The 18,126-nt window shown below is 51.7% G+C and carries 14 protein-coding genes; 6 read left to right on the forward strand and 8 right to left on the reverse strand.

What is annotated here, in order from left to right; all coding sequences use genetic code 11:
• Positions 1 to 16: 16 nt before the first annotated feature.
• Positions 17 to 1,951 carry a COG1361 S-layer family protein gene (locus C443_RS02150; RefSeq protein WP_049943826.1) on the reverse strand — a complete coding sequence of 645 codons (1,935 nt, stop codon included), beginning with the start codon at positions 1,949 to 1,951 and terminating at the stop codon, positions 17 to 19.
• Between the two features lie 493 nt (positions 1,952 to 2,444).
• Between C443_RS02150 and C443_RS02155 the strand changes: the two genes are divergently transcribed.
• Positions 2,445 to 3,044, forward strand: a complete 600-nt coding sequence (locus C443_RS02155) for a TetR/AcrR family transcriptional regulator (RefSeq protein ID WP_005533353.1) — start codon at positions 2,445 to 2,447, stop codon at positions 3,042 to 3,044.
• A gap of 28 nt (positions 3,045 to 3,072) precedes the next feature.
• On the opposite strand, the gene C443_RS02160 is transcribed toward C443_RS02155, so the two are convergent.
• Positions 3,073 to 3,543, reverse strand: a complete 471-nt coding sequence (locus C443_RS02160) for a hypothetical protein (RefSeq protein WP_311241332.1) — start codon at positions 3,541 to 3,543, stop codon at positions 3,073 to 3,075.
• A 493-nt stretch (positions 3,544 to 4,036) separates the two neighbouring features.
• On the opposite strand from C443_RS02160, the gene C443_RS02165 reads away from it, so the two are divergent.
• Entirely contained in the window at positions 4,037 to 4,393 is a 357-nt protein-coding gene (locus tag C443_RS02165) for a HalOD1 output domain-containing protein (RefSeq protein ID WP_005533357.1), read from the forward strand.
• A 532-nt stretch (positions 4,394 to 4,925) separates the two neighbouring features.
• Here C443_RS02165 and C443_RS02170 read toward each other — a convergent pair.
• Positions 4,926 to 6,170 carry a Cdc6/Cdc18 family protein gene (locus tag C443_RS02170; protein ID WP_005533360.1) on the reverse strand — a complete coding sequence of 415 codons (1,245 nt, stop codon included), beginning with the start codon at positions 6,168 to 6,170 and terminating at the stop codon, positions 4,926 to 4,928.
• Positions 6,171 to 7,010: 840 nt separating this feature from the next.
• Complete coding sequence (locus tag C443_RS02175; RefSeq protein WP_425554654.1) at positions 7,011 to 7,616, reverse strand: helix-turn-helix domain-containing protein; 606 nt, start codon at positions 7,614 to 7,616, stop codon at positions 7,011 to 7,013.
• A 140-nt stretch (positions 7,617 to 7,756) separates the two neighbouring features.
• On the opposite strand from C443_RS02175, the gene C443_RS02180 reads away from it, so the two are divergent.
• Entirely contained in the window at positions 7,757 to 8,443 is a 687-nt protein-coding gene (locus C443_RS02180) for an NADH-quinone oxidoreductase subunit B (protein WP_049943827.1), read from the forward strand.
• A 32-nt stretch (positions 8,444 to 8,475) separates the two neighbouring features.
• Here the strand turns inward: C443_RS02180 and C443_RS02185 are convergent, their stop codons facing one another.
• From C443_RS02185 to gfo6, 3 genes are all read right to left on the reverse strand, one after another.
• A complete protein-coding gene (locus tag C443_RS02185; protein WP_005533366.1) occupies positions 8,476 to 9,690 on the reverse strand; it encodes an ABC transporter substrate-binding protein in 1,215 nt (404 codons plus the stop codon).
• 834 nt (positions 9,691 to 10,524) lie between these two features.
• Complete coding sequence (locus tag C443_RS22040) at positions 10,525 to 10,710, reverse strand: hypothetical protein (RefSeq protein ID WP_311241333.1); 186 nt, start codon at positions 10,708 to 10,710, stop codon at positions 10,525 to 10,527.
• A gap of 482 nt (positions 10,711 to 11,192) precedes the next feature.
• A complete protein-coding gene (gfo6, locus tag C443_RS02190) occupies positions 11,193 to 12,263 on the reverse strand; it encodes a D-xylose 1-dehydrogenase Gfo6 (protein WP_005533369.1) in 1,071 nt (356 codons plus the stop codon).
• A 709-nt stretch (positions 12,264 to 12,972) separates the two neighbouring features.
• Between gfo6 and C443_RS20650 the strand changes: the two genes are divergently transcribed.
• A complete protein-coding gene (locus tag C443_RS20650) occupies positions 12,973 to 14,118 on the forward strand; it encodes an alpha-D-ribose 1-methylphosphonate 5-triphosphate diphosphatase (RefSeq protein WP_005533371.1) in 1,146 nt (381 codons plus the stop codon).
• A 59-nt stretch (positions 14,119 to 14,177) separates the two neighbouring features.
• On the opposite strand, the gene C443_RS02195 is transcribed toward C443_RS20650, so the two are convergent.
• Positions 14,178 to 14,813, reverse strand: a complete 636-nt coding sequence (locus C443_RS02195; RefSeq protein WP_005533373.1) for a DUF7344 domain-containing protein — start codon at positions 14,811 to 14,813, stop codon at positions 14,178 to 14,180.
• A gap of 780 nt (positions 14,814 to 15,593) precedes the next feature.
• Between C443_RS02195 and C443_RS02200 the strand changes: the two genes are divergently transcribed.
• Positions 15,594 to 15,875 carry a winged helix-turn-helix domain-containing protein gene (locus tag C443_RS02200; RefSeq protein ID WP_004515801.1) on the forward strand — a complete coding sequence of 94 codons (282 nt, stop codon included), beginning with the start codon at positions 15,594 to 15,596 and terminating at the stop codon, positions 15,873 to 15,875.
• A 398-nt stretch (positions 15,876 to 16,273) separates the two neighbouring features.
• A complete protein-coding gene (locus C443_RS02205; protein ID WP_049943828.1) occupies positions 16,274 to 18,115 on the forward strand; it encodes a hypothetical protein in 1,842 nt (613 codons plus the stop codon).
• Positions 18,116 to 18,126: the final 11 nt, after the last annotated feature.

Genomic DNA, 18,126 nt, shown 5'->3' on the forward strand with positions numbered 1-18,126 from the left:
CGTTAGCCTCGGAGAGTTACTGTCGCCTGTACCAGACGATGCCGCCAACGACTGCCAGGAGTGCAACGCCACCGATAAGCCACACTGGCGTTCCGCCGCCTCCAGACTGGTCGGTGACTTCTATTGGGAGACTGTACGTGTCTGAGACCCGTTTATCACCGTCAGGCATCTCATACTGGAAGTCGAGATTGAGCGGATACGTCTTGTCCAGCGCATTGCTTCCCGCTGAGAGCTGGACCGAAACCGTTTCTGATTCACCGGGTTCCAGCTCAGCGATAAACGTTTCATCGTCACTGCTGCTGAGGGGATCATTGACGAACGCCTTCCCTTCGATACTGGTCAGCGTCTTGTCTTTCGTATTCGTTATCGTAAATGTAATCGAGCGGTCTTGCCCCACACCGAGCGTTGCGTTCTGCATTTCGATGTCGAATTCGTCCTGACTGCCAGCCACTGTTGAACGAATTTCGAGTGTGTCTGCGTCAACCCTGTCACCGTTATCGTCGCGGTAGCTCACGCCGAAGTCAAACTGCCGGGCGCCTGCCTCTGCGCTGTTGGACACGTCAACGCCAAAGCTGAAGTTGGCCGATTCGCCCGCATCGAGATTTCCGACAGCATACTGTGTCTCCTTTGGCGACAGTGTCGACTGCTGGCTCTGCCAGGAGACGACGACGTTCTCCACGTCACGGGTTCCGGTGTTTGTGAGGGTTGCACTCAGTGAGCCGTCCTCACCTGCCTGCAGTGACGCCTCGATATCGGATACGCCAAAGTTCTGCTCAGGCGCAGGGGTAATGCTCATCGGGACATCATCATACGCGCTGGTATCGCCTTCTTGATCGTCGTACTGTACGGTAGCCGACAGAGCGTAGCTTCTGTCTTCAGCGTCGGGGCTCGCTGTCGCATCAACACGGACTGTTCGAACTTCGCCTGGCTCCCACTCTCCCACATATGCGGTCGTCGACGGACTCTGGCCGAACGTTATGTCCGCGTTTTGTGAGTTGAACTTGACAGCGGCGTCGTTGACCGTCAACGGGCCCGTGTTGCGTAGATTTACCTCGTACGTCCCTGTATTGCTGACAGCAACGGAGCTGCTTGCATTGACGACTGAGAACGTCTGTTCGGGGTCGGGTGCAACTGCAACGGATTGACTTGGCGACTGTGTTCTGAGGCCATCCTCATTGTCAAATGCCACCGACAAGTCGAATTGATACGACTCTGGCTCTGCGGCTTCTGTGGAAGTCACGCGATACCGGAACGTCCGGGTTTCACCCGTTTCCCATGTGTCGACAAACCGTGAGGTTGCAGTCCCGCCACTCACTGTGAGGTCTTGGTTCTGTGATTCAAGGGTTACCGCAGCGTTCCGTGCAGGACTGTCTCCAGTATTTTCCACACTGACCGCCACTGTTCCTGTCGAATCTACGCGCGCGTCCGATTCAACATTAGTTACGTTGAACGTGGCGTCGTCGGTGACATCTATTTCAATGTCTACAGTTTCTCTCGTTTGGTCCTCATCCCGTGCACCTGTTCCTTCGGAAATGTAGCTCGTGTGCTTGTAATCCAATCGTAGCTGTGCATCATACGTTCCGGAACTGGCGTCATCATCCACGCTGATCGTAAACGGAACCGTAGTCTTCGGCCCCGCTTGCAGCGTTCCAAGGCTTCGTTTCGAGTTCTTGACTGATATCGGCGCATCCCCTGAACCAAGCGAGACAGTGAGCCCTTTGGCTGTTGTTACTTCACTGTTCAACGCCGGATTTTGGGCTGAGCCACTTTCAAGATCGCCAGTGTTGACCAGCGAAATTTCTATCCTCTTTTGTTCACCAGGGGCGACAGTGTCGTCTTCGAGCGTTGCATCGATATCGGGGCTCCCAATGACCGCAGCGGTTGCCGTTCCGCTAGTTACAAGAATCCCCACTACGGCCAAGAGTAGCAGCTTCTGTGCGTTAGATGCCATATTAGTAAGGCTTCCATTCAATCCGCGATTCGTTGGTGGTCATAAACGGCTTCGAAATTCTTCGTTTGCCAGTCGTCATTCCTGTAGCTGACTAAACGTTCAATCACATATAGTGCTTTCGTATCTCTGAGGTTCGGCTGGGAACAATCAGCCGGTCAAAACCCGGGCTGTTCGATTTTCGGTTCCTCTAGCTGTTTGCGACACAAAGTCCACAAAGACCACCAGAGGGGCTTAGAGGTACGATACGCATAATAGATATACGAACGGAAAGAACGGGAATGCAGTCCAGTTCACCCTTGAGACAAGGGTCAACAATACGCTTAAGTTTATTGAATGTATAATCAACTGTATGGCTATATACGAACAGTTGTCCTTACTCAATCCAGTGATGAAAACGAGGCCCCAGACTGGCCACATGGCCGACAACGAGGAAACAGTAGAACCGTGAGTGATTTGAACCGTACCGTTCAAGCAAAGAACGGTCGATGTAAAGATGACTAACGAGATATCCTTTTTTGAGAACCCGGAAGGGACCCGCGAGGAGATCCTCGAAGCCACCTTCTATGCACTGCGTCAGCACGGGTATGCGGAGCTGACTATTTCGAAGATAGGTGACGAATTCGGAAAGAGTCAGTCACTCATATACCACCACTATGATAATAAAGACGAGTTACTGGTAGACCTTCTTGACTATATGCTTGAGCAGGTCGAAAATCAGGTCCCGCTTCCCAACCAGTCTCCCGAGGCGTACATCGAGGTCATCATCGACGAAATATTTGGGACCAGCAGTAACAGTGATGTCGAGTTTTCTCAGGCTGTGATTGAGTTGCGGGCGCAGGCAGCACACGATGATGATTACAACCGTCTCTTTCGCAGGAGTGATGACTTTATTCGAAAGCAGATCGCCCGTGTCATCCAAGCGGGTGTTGATGCCGGTGCGTTTGATGTCGAAGACCCATCGCAGACAGCCGCACTATTTCACACAGTCTTAGTCGGTATTCAGGCGGAACGGATTACCAGCGACGAGGACACAATCGACGACGTGAGAGCCGAATTCCGGCGGTATGTCGAGCACTGTTTACTCTCGGAGTAGCCACGCTGAGTAATGTCTGGCTGATCGATTAACTGCCCCCGTCAGCTGTCATGCCGCCACCGGGCATCGACTGGCAGTTCCCTTCGGGTTTCTGGATCGGCTCGACTGAGCCCCACGAGTGGAAATCCCACCGCATTGACTCGGCTTCAATACGTCGCGGATACCCGGAGTCCACGAGGACGTAGTATGTCACCGGTTCCTGAGAGCCGTCCTGAGAGATTTCATACACCAATACTTCCTCGCCATCGATGGTATCCCGGCCGACCGGCGTGAGGTCTGAATTTGCCTCCGGCTGATCGGCGAACCGACCCGGATCAACCTCGTCACGGCTCATCCCCTGTTGCATCGTTCCCCGGAGACACTGCCCCCCAGCAACGGTGTACGTACTGTTCCCAATGTGGTACATCTCCATCTGTTGTCCTTGCTGATCAAACGACCAGTACATATCCCCTTGGTAGTAACGACCAGTCATCTCGATGGTCCGCCCCTCAGACTGCATGGTGGCTGTCATCGCATACGATTCTGGGAACTGCGTGATCTGTCCGAACTGTGTCGATCTATCATCGTTTCCGCTGCCCGACAATGCATCTGTGCCGGTTGTCTCACCTTGACCAGGCGTTGGTTCGGCTCCGCCGCCACTCTCTGTTTCGTCTGACTCACTATTTTGATCGCTGCTGCAACCGGCGAGTGCGATCAGTCCCGAACCCACGGCTCCGAGTAACTGCCGTCTGGATAGTTGATGCATGGAGGCGGACATCTTCAACAAACAGATACTGCCGAAAATTCATGACTATTGTTACCATATGTATCTCGCTCTGATCACGGATGTTCGTCGTGTGTGTATTGACTGGTCGATATAGTCTAGCATAGCTATACCGTATAGTTTAGTAGAGTAGTTATAATCTAGTTCAAGATTGGATTGAAGATAGTAGTTATTATGCCCGAATATTCATACATGTATTATATGTACGATCCAGTTGTTTACTAGAGAGATGAGCGACGATAGTCAGAGCGATGGGGCTGCTGGGGATGAGAGACTATTTGCGGCACCGAGCAGCACCCTAACTGAACTTCAGTACGATCCAACCAGTGATAAAGAACTTGCTACGGTCATTGTTCAGGCCGTTTCCGATCAGACGGGAACAGAACCGTATCGTGAGTCGCCGTTACACGACTACATCGATATCGATGCCATTGAGATACTACTATTCGGTACACAGCCAGACCAGTCAATCGGATCAGCGAGCCAGAACATTACCTTTCGGTACCGTGACATTATTGTGACAGTTCGGGCTGACGGTGTGATCCAGCTGTCGGGCACTAACAGCAGTCGCGCAAGAAAGAACTAATCGCCAGGACACAGGACGGTTCGCCTGAGTTGGTAGCCGCGTTGCATATGCACCCCACTGCCGATATATCCCAAAACTACTACCTGAATTGCAGACTTCTTACCACCGGACCTGCCAGACCACGATAGTCTACAGTAATCAGTGCCAATAGGCTGTGCCAGAAGGCTTTACGAGATAGGTTACATGAAAGATTCGTTCCCAGTGATGAACGAGATGGTCTCTGATTTTCGAACAAGCAATGGATTGACGCAGAAAACCAGTATCCAGTATCTCTCCTGAAACGGGGAGTTAGCTGTAAACATATTATACAGATTTGATTCTCAAAAATAATATCTATAGATTCCACGGTAGTTATTATCGCATCAAAGGTAGAGTCGATACCATTAGACACCACCGTGTCCGTAGTTCCACATGCCATTGGAATAAATACGGAAGCTTCCGATCACCGGTAGCAACACCACTGTGTCCGCTGTTCTATATCCTGAAAACCGCTACGTATCAATCGGTTTCGACACCACCATGTCCGCCGTTCCTAAGTGGACTGGAAGTCCGAAAGCGTCGCTTCGGTATCAACGAGGTTAGTGACGGATTTGTGGATTCCAACATCGTCGACAGTCTTCTCAAGTGCTGCAAGAATCATCTCCGGGTCCATCTCGAGAGAATACTCGCGATAGGTTCCTCCACGTCGTCCCTCGTTCCGCTCGATTGCCGAGATGATACCTAACATCGACAGCTCGCCGAGGTGATCACGCATCCGGCGTGGGACAAGCGGATCGATCCCTGCCTTTTCGGCGAAGTTCGTATATCGAGGTCTGATATCCCGTGTCCGGGCCGGCGTCTTCCCCTCTTGATCAAGCGTAACCATTGCGTACACGACCAGATGACCGTGTTGTGTCAGTCCTGAAATACCCTCCTGTATCCGGCCTCGTTCCAGAACGTCGCGGGCCTCCCTAACAAGGTCTTCCGAAATCGTATCCGTATCCTTGTCGCGGGCCAAGTCGCCCGTTTTCATGAGCAAGTCGAGTGACTGCCGTGCGTCACCGGCGTCTTTCGCTCCGTACGCAGCACACAGTTCGATGACCCCGTCTTCGAGGACGCCGTCGTGAAACGCTACGTCAGCACGCTGTTGCAGGATCTGGATCAGTTCCTTCGCATCATATGCAGGGAACTGAATTTCCTCTTCACAGAGTGAGCTCTTGACTTTTGGAGAGAGGTCATCACGAAAAGAGAAATCGTTCGAGATACCGATGATACCGATCTTCGCAGAACTTAGATTGTCGTTCGCTCGCGCACGGGGGAGTTGATAGAGGATACTGTCGTCTTCGATGTGGTCCACTTCGTCGAGCACAATGTAGATAGTCCCGCCACAGGAGTCGAGTTCGGTCCACAGCATGTCATACACCGTTGCACGAGGATACCCCGTCGTACTGATCTGGCTCGTTTCGTCCCTGAATTCGTTGACGAGTCGTGTAGCAATTTGATAACTACTGGAGAGGCCATCACAGTTTAGCATCTTCACCGTGAGATCGATATCCTCATATTTCGCTGCGTCTTCCTCGAGGTGGTCGATCAGATATCGCGTGCCGGCAGTCTTTCCGACCCCTGTTTTACCGTACAGAAAGATGTTATTAGGCTGTTCACCGTTGATTACGGGCTGGAGAGCTGCTCGATACCGGTTTAGCTCAGTATCACGCCCGACGAGATTCTCAGGCTGATAGTCCTCTCGAAGCGCATCCCGGTCCAAGTAGATCTCAGTGTCGCGTTCGAACATCCCCATAGTCGTTGCCTGATTTATTGGAAGGAACCCACATAAAACCACCCCTGTCCGCAGTGTCCGGAGTGTCCGCTGTTCTATTACTTATAAAAGAATGGTGGAACCCTCCCACCCCACTATGTCCGCAGTAACTGGAACAGAGTGAGAGGGGTGAAAGAAATGAGCTATAAATAAAGGAAAAGTTTATAATAGTATGTGGAGAGCTAGACCGTAATGCAATTAGAAAGCTGTAGACGAAGACACTACAGCATTACTCATAGATATCTCTAGCATAGACGAACTCCATTACAAACCAGATCTTCCCGTCTCTTCCGTCCCCCACTCTGTCCTCCTCGAAGAACAGCGGACAAAGTGGGGTGGGAGTGTCACCTCCCATTGCTTGATTGTTTTACACCCTTCAGCCTCTCTGTCGGTGATTCATAGCGTTCCTACTGCCTTAGCACACACCGCCATGTCCGCTGTTTTCTTGTAATCTCCTCCAGAACAGCGGACATCGTGGTGTGTCCAGGAACGGATAACACCACGATGTCCGCAGTAACCGCCTCGTGATTTCTCAAACGGCCAGTAGAACAGCGGACATCGTGGTGTCCACTCGGAGGTGTTCCCTATACGTCTCGGTCAGACGCCACAATGTCCGCAGTAAATCGGCTATAGAGACATTCTAACGCGGTGTTACTGCAGACACTGTGGTGTTCGCTCTATCGTACTGCTCGCTTGTCAGTCATCGGAAAACCGGTAACCCACTCGCTACGTTCTATCACTCTCCTCCTATTTGAGCAGTTTAGTGCTGAGTTGCGAATCTGCACCTGTTGCTTCTGCAGTGTTTGTTATCTGCAGTGTTTGTTATCTAAACACGCGTTCAACAAGCCGTGCCTCCGCTTTTCTGAGATGATTTGATGCAGTACTGGGGGCACAACCGAGTTCCTCGGCAACGTCCTCGACGCTCCCATTTCGTGGAACGTCGTAATAACCGACATCCCGTCCTGCGGCGAGTGCTTCGCGCTGGCGTGAAGTCAAGTCGATGGCGAATGTTCCGGGACTGGCATCGTATTCCCCGACTTTCCGGACATTTACCGTTATTCCATCAGGAAGGGCATTCCGAACCTGTTCGAGAGCGGCAGGCTCCCCGACGACATCGAACAATACGACACCGTGTGGTCGGTAGGCAACCGGTGGGACTACCATTAGCGTCGGCTGTTCGAACGCCGCGTAGAACTGCCGTGATTGGTCAGTTTCTCGGCCACGGACGAACGCGTAGAATGCCTCGTCCCGAACGGGTGTGATATCGTAGCTTTCCATGGTTTCGACCGCAGAAAGCGCCGATTCGTAGGGTTCGCGATCACCGACGACATAAAACAGTGTGTAGGCATTCCCGTCCTCGACCCCGACTTTCCACGTGACGAGCCATTCGCGCTTGATTGCATCGCTTTCGGTCATAAATCGGTGCATCGGACGCTGATACTCCGGTGCATACTGAATCTCTAAGCGGAGATATCTCACGGACGAGCTCTGGTGGTGGCTCCTACATAAACACACTAGTGTGTACGACAGTTCGCGTATTCGCTCTCACTATCTATCCGTCTCTGTTCATGAGCAGTGATCGGCAGAGTATGGACGACGCACAGTCTGATGAGCAGATATGCTCCGGCAGAAGCGTGGATAACCGATTTAATTCTACACTTCGAGAGGTGCTTGGTTCGTCTCCGTTCATCCTCACGAAATTCGACGCGTTCATGAACTGGGTCCGGGGGTCCTCGATGTTCGTGCTACAGTTCGGTATCGCCTGTTGCACCATCGAAATGATGGGCACTCTCGCAACGAAACACGACCTCGATCGTTTTGCTGCCGGAGTCCCACGGGCATCACCGCGACAGGCAGATCTGATTATCGTCCCGGGGACCATCGTTTCGAAGTTCGCGCCGCGGATGAAGCGCGTCTACGACCAGATGCCCGAGCCGAAGTTCGTCGTTTCGATGGGGTCGTGTACCATCTCCGGTGGACCGTTTCAGGAAGGATACAATGTCATCAAAGGTGCGGAGCAAGTCATTCCGGTCGATATCCACGTCCCAGGCTGTCCGCCCCGACCCGAGGCACTCATCTACGGCGTCGCCAAGTTGCAAGAGAGCATCGCCGAAGGTGAGTCCTCGCCGGTGACGGTCAAACCCTACGAACTGGAGCAGTTCGGCGACCTTAAACGGGATGAGCTCGTGGACAAACTCGCCAGTGAGATCGACGAAGACGACCTCGCCATGCGGTACGATTGGAGTACGCCATAACGGCTATACGATCCGGGAACCGTCTCGACTGATTACCCGTCCGTAATGATCTCAGCAACCCGGTCGCGGCTGAAAAGCTGTTCACCCGATGGAATCTCTGGATAGTGGTCTCCGTTCTCGTAGGTCGGCCACTCGCCAAAGATATCGGGGTACAGCTGCTTTGCGGTCATTTCGATCTGGAAAAGATTCATGATCGGGCCGTGATATCGCATTCCGTGTGCGTACACGCGGTCGTCTTCGACCGCTGCGAGATTGTTTCCAACGCTGTGTGACGCGAGCCTCTCGCGGACATTGTCCATGTCGTAGCGGGGTGTCATCCCCCAGAGGTGGAGGATTACGTCAGGGTCCGCGTCTAGCATCGTCTCATAGCCGACCGAACCCCAAAGACCGTCCCATGTTTCGTCCCCGAAGGCGTCGTTGGCAGCGAGCGGACGCGTGTCGGCGAGCCAGAACCCCGGTCGGTTCAGATGATACGTCCAGAATTGGCCGTCGCCAAGTGTAACCCGAACTGCAGTTGGTCGATATTCTTCGGGTGGAAGATTCGTCTTGATGGTCCCGATGAGTTCTTGGTGAACGGCTCTCAGTTGCTCGTAACGTCTTCGTTCCTGAAACACGGTGGCGACACGACCGAAAAGCTCCCACAGCGTGTAATATTGGTAGTTCTCACTGTATGGTTCTTGCGGGTCACCGTGTGTTCCGCTGTAGAAATTCCCGAAAAAGGGGCCGACATTGTCGACGATTTCCTCGATATCGCCCATATCCCAGTTCTCCTGGGTAATCGCCCATGCGGGGTCCAGAAAGTGAACGTCGCTACTGAGGCTGTAGAAGAACTCCTTGCTGAAATTGTCGAAGGGGTTCGGAAGGTTCTCCCACTCAAAAGAGACACCAGAAAGCCGTTCGTAGTAGTGGTTCATCGATGGCCCAGCCATGTCTGGAACGAACATTGAATTGACTGCATCACCGTGGTTAAGAGCAACTAACATGTCTGCATACTGATTGTACATCGTGAAGACGTTCTCCGGGACGGAATCGAACTCAACTTCCCCTACAGGGGAAAGCGAGGCAACGTAGGAGCCGCCTTCTGACGGGGTTGCTGTGCTCGTCCCTTTGCCACTCGATGTTGCTGTATTGGGCGGTTCGCCACTGTTACTGGAGCAGCCGGCTACGATTGACGTGCCGAGCAGCAGACTACCGCCGGAGAGGTAGTCGCGCCGCGTGAGATTACTTGTTCCGTCTGTCTCGTCCATATTTTAGGTTGGCCTAATGTGGTGTATATGGCTTTCGGATTAACCAGATGGCCCTCGTGTATGCACACTGAATGTTTCTTGACTAGCTCTTCTCTATGATATATTCTTCAAAATTGTCTGTGAATACTATCTATTTGAATCTATTGGTTATAGATAAACTATCTTATACCCAGGAAGTGTAAAATATGATATCTCTGGATGTGTGGATAATCTATTTAGACATAAAACCACGATTATAATACAGAAGGGAACAATCTTATTTCCATAGCCAAGATTAACTGTGTGGAAATGCACTTCTATGACTATATTATTCTACATTGTGGCTGAATGCTCTTGGGTAATGAAATCGGACTTAGATTCGACCTGAATATGATATTCGTGCCGTCCCATCAGATAATTGCTGTCTCAAATACGACCTTCTGATACCAGCGGCCGTTGAGAGCCTATCGAGTTCGCTGGCGGGAAATAATAACATCTGTACGGGTGTTATTATTCTCCCTGGTTCAGCTGTGAGCAAGAGCCTTTTTATGCGATACCTGGTGCGGTACAGTGTAAATCCTCGTACGACTATCATCTAAATATGACTTCCAGAGCAAATTTCCAGTTCCGGATGTGGTAGCGGAAAGCGGGGGGCCATCCGGAATCTCGACCGGCTACAGACCGTGACCGCTGACAAAGGTCTGATTGAGACGACTCCGGACGAACTTCCGGAGCCCCATGTTGGGCCAGTGTTCAAAAACCGAGAGTTCTCCCCGCTAGATGTGACGCATAACGTTCGCCATGAGGATAATACCTATCATCGATGATCAATCGTCGAGGCTGTAGTTTTCGCGCTCAAGGAGCGTGGTTACATCCTGTTGGCCGAGGTGGGTTGGCAGTCGCCCAGCCTGACGTGATGATCTCGTCTTCTTCCGCGTCGATCCTCCGTTTGCGAAGCTTGTTCGCGATCGTCTGACGCTGAAAGCGTGGGTCGTTCGTCACCAATCGTCGTTCCTTGTCCCGCTCACTAAGCCGATTCACCGATTTGACGGCCTCCGATAGAGCCCTGTCCCGAGATAACTACCCCGCTAAGGTCAACGAAGAACGCGTCGGATTGTTCAGAGAACATACCATTCTGTAGGATCATCACCCTCTTGTATCCATTTGTCGGAGGCTACACCTACAGTTTAATTGAGTGGCTGATTTATAGCGTCATTAACGCAACTAACTGGCTATTGCTCGCGTCCAAACAAAGCCGACCAGTTCAAATTGGGTTTCGCCACGTCTACCCAAACAAATCAATCGGACTGCTGATAGCATTTACCGCTGATGGTGATTAAGCACCCAATACAGTGTGGGGAAAACCAATGTGAGGGTCGCTTCTGTTCTCCGATCTTGAGTATTACACTGCAATCGCGCTGTACGCCGTCTTGACTGGACCAACACGACAGTCGTGATCGTCAGCTGGATAAATCTCAAGACAACGTGCCAGCGATGGGACCAGATAAACTCGAATGAGTCAGTTACAGTTTGACGACGTCGCCGCTCTCTGCGGCTTTGTGAATTGCCCGGATGATTCGCATATCTTGGAGTCCGTGGCGGCCGTCCGGACCAATGTCGCTACCAGTCAAAACGCGATCAGCGAAGTAGTCGAACTCCTCCCGCATTTCGTCCTCCGCGTCAAAACTCTCGTGTTCGACAGTTACTGTCGTCGCGTTTCGCGACAGGTGGAGTTTTGCTTTCCCATGGAACGCTGGACAGAGTTCGACCTGCCCGTCCGTCCCAGTTATTTTCAGTTGCGTATCACTGTGGGCGTTCTGGCTATCAGTGGTGACCATTTTGATACCGTCTTCCAGCGCAAGCAACGCCCCGGAGCGTTCATCGGGCACATCGTCGAAGGCCTCGCTATAAGAATCCATCTGTGACTGCACTGCCAGTGGTTCCCGGTCGAGCAGAAACCGAGTCGTGTTAATCGAGTAAATCCCTAAGTCCATCACTGAGGTACCATAGCCCGAGAGTTCCGAATCGAGCCGCCACTGGTCCGTGTCCGGATTCATCTCAAGCAGCGGCTGACTATTGTTTCCATATACGGATACTGGCTCACCGATGAATCCGTCTTCAATGAGTTCTTTTGCACGCCTAACAGCGGGGTCAGTCTGCATCCGGTAGGCAATCATCAACGGCACAGCGGCGGCCTCACAGACCTCAACCATTTTTTCCGCCCGTTCGACCGTTGACTCCATCGGTTTCTCACACAGGACCGCTTTGTCTAACTCTGCGGCTGTCTCGGCGTATTCCAGATGCAAGGCGTTCGGTGTCCCGATGTAGATGGCATCAAAACTGTCGGCTGCCTCCCCGTCGTGGAACTCTTCGTAACTGATCCCGTGGTCCACACCGTTCTCGTCGGCGAGGCGTTTAGCTTTCTCCGAAGAACTGCTGACGAACGTCGTAGCTTCACCCAGATCAGAGTCTTGAATTGCGGGGAGTGCCAGGTCGATTGTCCACCAGCCAAGTCCTAACAGTGCGTATCGAACCGTTCCGTCCGTGGTGGTTTGCCAGTCACGCTCGTTATACGTATCAATCCAGTCTTTCACACAGCTATATTTTAAACCTTTGCGCTAAAAACTTCGGTTTCTGAACACACAAACGCTATGACAGTGGTAATAAAATATTAAAAACTTCACAACTCCGACCGACGTGGTCTTGATTATGTCTGGGTTCGGCCGTCTTTGTGTCCAACCACTGATGGGCGGGTGATGTTGCCGGAGTCAGTCACTGTACTGTGCAGTAATCTTGTTACAACTGACTCTCTTCCTCAGGTAGGTGCTATTATACTCTTTCTCACTATGGAAAAAATAGAAAGAAATCACTGTTCGAACACGCTCGTTCAAACAGTTAATACGGTATTATGTGGGTAGGTATATCCTAATGAACATGAATCCGCCAGAATTACGCGCAAATTGTCTACTCTGTGAAGGTATTATATAATCATAACTTAGTAATTAAGACGTTATGACATTTGTATAAACTATGTGAAACACTACATATGTTTAAATCCGCTGGACGGAGGCTCTATTCAAACCTGAGAACTGTTGGAGTATTCTAAGTCCGTCTTTAACAACCGATGGTGGTGATTGACGAACTCGTCTCCCATTATTTCATTAGCACAATAGCTACCGCTGTTAATTACATATAAATATGTACTCTATATCGGACTGTAGCATAGCCGTAGTAAGCGCATATTCATGTTTTGGCGAAGTCGATTGTAAATACATTGGTAAACCCTCTAGGGAGCTACATCGCATGAAAAACAATGCAAATCGAACACTGATCTCGGGAGGTACCGTTGTTACGCCGACCCGCGAAATTGAGAACGGGACAGTAGTATTCTCTGACGGAAAAATAGTCTCGGTGGAAGCAGAATCTCATGACTCTCCGGATATTGACGCGACGGGGAAGTATGTCCTACCTGGATTGGTTGATCTTCACGGCGATGATATCGAACGGCACCTTTTTCCGAGAGCTGGTGAGCGCGTCAACACGACGGTCGCTTTGGATCGATGTGATATTGCCAATGCCAGCGCGGGAGTTACGACAAAGTATCATGCCATTGCGTTCGAAGACATCCCAGATGATAACCGGAGTATCGAACTAGCCCGTCGCTTGGCCGAGCATATCCGGGATTTCAACTACGAAACCGGTGCCAGGATCGACAACAGACTCCATATGCGGTGTGAACTCACCAACGAAACGGCTGTCGACGCCGTCTCGCAAGAAATCCAATCAGGGGGTGATCTCGTATCCCTTGTCTCACACATTCCCGGAACGGGCCAGTTTGCTGGCGAAAATACACTTACACAACGCTATAATCTTCCGGATGGGGTCTCAGAGTCAAGCCTTCAGTCTCTCGAAACACGCCGCAATGGTGTCTCCGACATAGAACTAATTTCGCGTGCACGAGAAATCACAGAGCTAGCGAGCGATAGGAATATTCCAGTCGCCTCACACGACGATGAAACCGTTTCGAGTGTGGACAACGCCGCTGCTATCGGGGTAGACATAAGTGAATATCCGCTCTCCCACCGTGTTGCACAGCGTGCAACCGAGCTAAACTTGAGCGTTGCGATGGGTGCGCCGAATGTGGTTCGCGGTGGGAGTCTCTGGGACGGGCCCGATGCGTCTCAGGCGATCAGAGATGGTGTTGTCGACATTCTCTGTAGCGACTTTCGTCCGCAATCACTGCTTAGCTCCGTATTCACCGAAACCGGTGACTCTCTCAAAGACCGGGTATTACGTGTCTCTACTGTACCAGCTGCCGCTGCCGGTCTGTACGATCGTGGCCGATTGGAGTGTGGGGCAAGGGCCGATGTTATCGTCGTTGACCCAGATCCGGTTCCATCGATAGCACGAACATACGTTGCCGGCGACGAAGTGTATTGCTCTGCATAGCCTACTCGTGATGCGTACTAGGTAAAAACTGCGAGCGGCATCAAACCGCTCTTATCAGGCTACTCGCTGTTCGCCTCTTTCCGCTCAACTGACCAGTGATACACCGAACATGCGCCTGCAACACCTACTACTAGGGAGAACAGACCTAAAACCATGCTCCCGGGAAGTGAGAGGGCGACAGAGGTGGCTAGGACCATCGCACCGAGCACCGAGACGGCCACGTAATACTGATACCACTGTCGACCCTCCTCCTGCTCTTCAGAGCGGTTGAGGTACTTTTCGAAGTCGTCTGCCTTCTCGGTAAGGGTGATATGGCCACGGTCTTGGTTAAAATCGACGACACCGATGTCGTCCATCTTCGGGAGATGGCACTGGTATAATCCTACGTACACGCGCTTGCGCTCACTCGACGTCAACGCATCAGTTGTAGTCTCGTTCTCGATGGCTGCGACGTGTTCTGCGAGCTCTCCAAGAGAGATCTGTTCGCCTCGTTCTCGAAGAAAGTGGAGGACTTCTCTGCGGCGGCTGTTTTTCAGTATTTCAAAAATGACGTCTAGAGATGCACCCGAGTCGTCCTGCTCCTGTGACGCCGCTTGGTCCGCACTGCCTTCTTTCCCTTTTGACGATGGAACAGATTCGTCGCTTAGTTTATTATTCGGTTCTGCTTTCGTTTGTGCGGTGTCTTTGACTCCCATATTTACCCACTTCCTGTGTGCTGCGACATCGTCCACCCGTCTGTAATCGCGCTCACACAGCCCCCCGGCTGTATCGACGGAGCGTTACGCTGTCAGCCAGCATTTCAAATCAACATCACCTTGCCACTTAATACTTTGTTATGTAATCAGTTAGATAATTTTCCTTTGATTACCGTCGGGGTAGTCGGTAGTTGTTTGGGTATTCCGGGAGTAACAGTGTTCTTAGAATCAATTTTCGGCGATCAATGACAAAGATCTGCCGCAGTGTGTGTTGTGGTGCACAAAATACGTAGAATGCCCGTGAGTACCCTGTGGGCGGTCCTCTGTTACGGTTACGCGTTACTCATCCTTGAGATCGTACAGGATAAATCGCAGCGTATATACTCCGTATCTTTGGACGATGTAAGTAACGTAATCTTATCAGCGCCAATCGAACAGCTATCTGGAGATCCCTGCAGGGACGAAGTCCCAGATAAGATGCTCTTCTGGGTTGTCGTCAGGAAATGGAACTCTCCGAACTTTGCAGTATCTGTTGTTGATCGTTTGGCGCCTGCTTGCCGAACACGTAGCTGAAATGTCCGTTTTATGAATTGAGCGGAAGTGCGATATTACTCACCACATACTCAGTATGCAGGGTACTCAATCGGAATCGTGTATGGTTACGAAGCGAGACCAAGAGACACGAGCGAAACAATTAACCACAGGCACATGGAATATCACTGTACACGAGTTTGTGTCCAAAGAAGGTAGCTGGTACACTCGTGCATACGAATAGATACGATGGCAGACTTTGATCAGTGGGACGAAGTGAGCTACGTAATCAGTTCACGGTATCGAGTCGAGACTCTCCGCCGGTTGTCAGAAGGCCCTGCGACACCGTCGTTAATTGCGGACGACAGGGAAATGAGTATTGCTCACGTTTCGCGCGCCCTGCAGGAACTCCGTGAGTCGGAACTGGTCGACCTATTAGTTTCGGAAGATCGGAAGAAAGGGCGCGTGTACGACATCACCGAGAAGGGTGTCGATATTTGGGAAACAATCGAACGGAAGAACATGGCGTAACTGTCTCCTCTCGGTCTCGAACTGATAGGATTGCACAGCCGCGTCGACTTAGAACCGTCTTTATTCGTGTTTTCGATTCGAATTGAACCTGTCATTTTATTTGGAATATCGCGTATACACTACTCATTACACCAACTCTGATATTTGATCACAAGCCGGTGTGCTTTCCATAGATTCAGCTGACGGTAGTTGTTTAACTGAGACGCCGAGGAACGGTATCGAATCACTACGACTCTGGCTGAAAGTTCCACTTTGGTGGGCGTGTCTGGTAGTAAACCAATGCTACCCATTCCGAGACACCCCTGTGGAAATTCGCTCTTTGATATTGAATGCAAAGAGTGTCTACCAGTTAGTATAGCAGCCGTAACAATAATGATTTGTAACATACCTGCGTACGCATGTTGTCCATAGGCTACGGAAAATTACTGATTGGGTGCGTCGCTGGACTGTTACTCATTGGAGGCGCTACGCTGGGGCTTGGAATCGGTGGGTTCGCCGATGGGCCGGTAGATTCGGGGCCCGCTGTCGGCGAGGACGAACTGGAGATACGTACTGTGCAATCTCCGACCGAAATTCGGCCGGATGAGCCGTTGCGTGTGCAATTGCAAATCACAAATTCGGGGTCGGAAACGACAACACAACAGGTAGCGCTACGATTGAACGGGGACGGACAGCCCTCTGAAACGGTAGCAACAAAACAAGTCGAGGTTTCGGCTGCAGAACCGACGGACGTGACGTTCGCTGTCGAGCCTGATCAAGTCAGTTCCGGGGAATACACGTACGCCATTGCTGTCGGTGAATCATCGCCCCCGGAGTCAACTGGGAGTGTGGCTGTCCTCACCCCGCCTACGTTTGTACTCGACGATACCACAGAAAACGCTACAATCGTCCGCGGAACGAACGCCTCTATCCGAACAAACCTGACCAATGTCGGTGCATATCGCGGCGTCCAGACAGTTCGAATCGCTGTCGATGCGGATCAAAACGACCAGTACTCCGATACTGAAACGCTGAACGAGAGCGTCCACTCGCTTGCGGGCGGCCAGAGCCAGATGAGCACTGCCACGGTCCGAACTGCTGATTTGGAGCCTGGTCGATATCAATACAAGGTCGCCACCGAAAACACAACAACGACCGGAACACTCCATGTCCAGCAACCGGCGACGTTCCGGGTACAGAACACGACCGCACCGGCCAACGTAACGAGGGGGGAAACTGCCAATGTTTCAGCGGTCGTCGAGAACGTTGGTGACGTGGACGGGAGCGACAACGTCACGCTCCGCAGTGATTCTATGAACATCACCTATTCGCGCTCCGTTTCATTGGCTGCCAACGAAACGACGACGGTGTCCGTTGGAGTGAATACGACGAATTTGAGCCGCGGGACACACAACTATTCGCTTGGAACCGTTGACGACACAGATACCGTCTCGATGACGGTACAGGGCAGTCATTTCGAGGTGTCGGATTTGGCTGGACCGAATGTCCTGTACGTCGGTGATACGGCTGTGTTCTCCGCAGACGTTACGAACACCGGTGAAATCACCGGAACTCAATCGATCCAGCACCGCATCGACAGCGATGACGATGATCGACCGGAAGCCTATGGAGTCGACAGAAACGTCACGCTCGCACCCGGCGAGTCGACTCGCGTTCGGTTCGAGATTGAATACACGGTAACCGACTCGACGGATTACCCCGTAGAACCACTGAGCCTGCAGACGTACGTCTATGGCATTTACTCAAAAGACGCGCGTGCGTCAACAGCTATGTCGGTCAAGCCCTCATGGGCAAAAGACGGCGGGTCCAGCGGTTCCGGCGGAAGTACCAGTGTCTCTGATGGTGACCGCGCTTCGCTTGATGAAATAACCCAGGACAAGTACGGATACTACTATGATGAGGTGAGCAGTGAAACGAAGCGCCAGGTCGAAGAGATTCATGAGCGTCAACCGTTCGCGGATGGCCTTGCGGCCGCAGAGGTGCGTACGCGTGAGGAGATCGCTCGGCAAGAGTACGGTGCCGATGTGAAAGCTGGGGAAAAGTTTAATTTCACAGGATTAGGAATCGAAACCCAACAGAAGGTCGAAGCGGACTTTGATGCGCAGTTCCAGACTGATTCCGGTGACCGAATCGAGTCCTGGGACGAACTGGCCAACGACACATACGGGAAGTCGTACGAGAACTTAACCGCTAGTCGAAAGGCGGACATCAAGACGACGTATCAGGATCAATTCGAATAACCACTCACCCC

The organism is Haloarcula argentinensis DSM 12282, from assembly GCA_000336895.1.
Classification (GTDB): domain Archaea; phylum Halobacteriota; class Halobacteria; order Halobacteriales; family Haloarculaceae; genus Haloarcula; species Haloarcula argentinensis.

What these genes read in the sequence shown, in the direction of transcription:
- C443_RS02195 (WP_005533373.1), bottom strand. Translation starts at nt 14,813, where the DNA reads ATGGGAGTCAAAGACACCGCACAAACGAAAGCAGAACCGAATAATAAA.
- C443_RS02205 (WP_049943828.1), top strand. Translation starts at nt 16,274, where the DNA reads ATGTTGTCCATAGGCTACGGAAAATTACTGATTGGGTGCGTCGCTGGA.
- C443_RS02200 (WP_004515801.1), top strand. Translation starts at nt 15,594, where the DNA reads ATGGCAGACTTTGATCAGTGGGACGAAGTGAGCTACGTAATCAGTTCA.
- C443_RS20650 (WP_005533371.1), top strand. Translation starts at nt 12,973, where the DNA reads ATGAAAAACAATGCAAATCGAACACTGATCTCGGGAGGTACCGTTGTT.
- C443_RS02185 (WP_005533366.1), bottom strand. Translation starts at nt 9,690, where the DNA reads ATGGACGAGACAGACGGAACAAGTAATCTCACGCGGCGCGACTACCTC.
- C443_RS02170 (WP_005533360.1), bottom strand. Translation starts at nt 6,170, where the DNA reads ATGGGGATGTTCGAACGCGACACTGAGATCTACTTGGACCGGGATGCG.
- C443_RS02165 (WP_005533357.1), top strand. Translation starts at nt 4,037, where the DNA reads ATGAGCGACGATAGTCAGAGCGATGGGGCTGCTGGGGATGAGAGACTA.
- C443_RS02150 (WP_049943826.1), bottom strand. Translation starts at nt 1,951, where the DNA reads ATGGCATCTAACGCACAGAAGCTGCTACTCTTGGCCGTAGTGGGGATT.
- C443_RS02160 (WP_311241332.1), bottom strand. Translation starts at nt 3,543, where the DNA reads ATGCAGTCTGAGGGGCGGACCATCGAGATGACTGGTCGTTACTACCAA.
- C443_RS02175 (WP_425554654.1), bottom strand. Translation starts at nt 7,616, where the DNA reads ATGCACCGATTTATGACCGAAAGCGATGCAATCAAGCGCGAATGGCTC.
- C443_RS02180 (WP_049943827.1), top strand. Translation starts at nt 7,757, where the DNA reads ATGAGCAGTGATCGGCAGAGTATGGACGACGCACAGTCTGATGAGCAG.
- C443_RS02155 (WP_005533353.1), top strand. Translation starts at nt 2,445, where the DNA reads ATGACTAACGAGATATCCTTTTTTGAGAACCCGGAAGGGACCCGCGAG.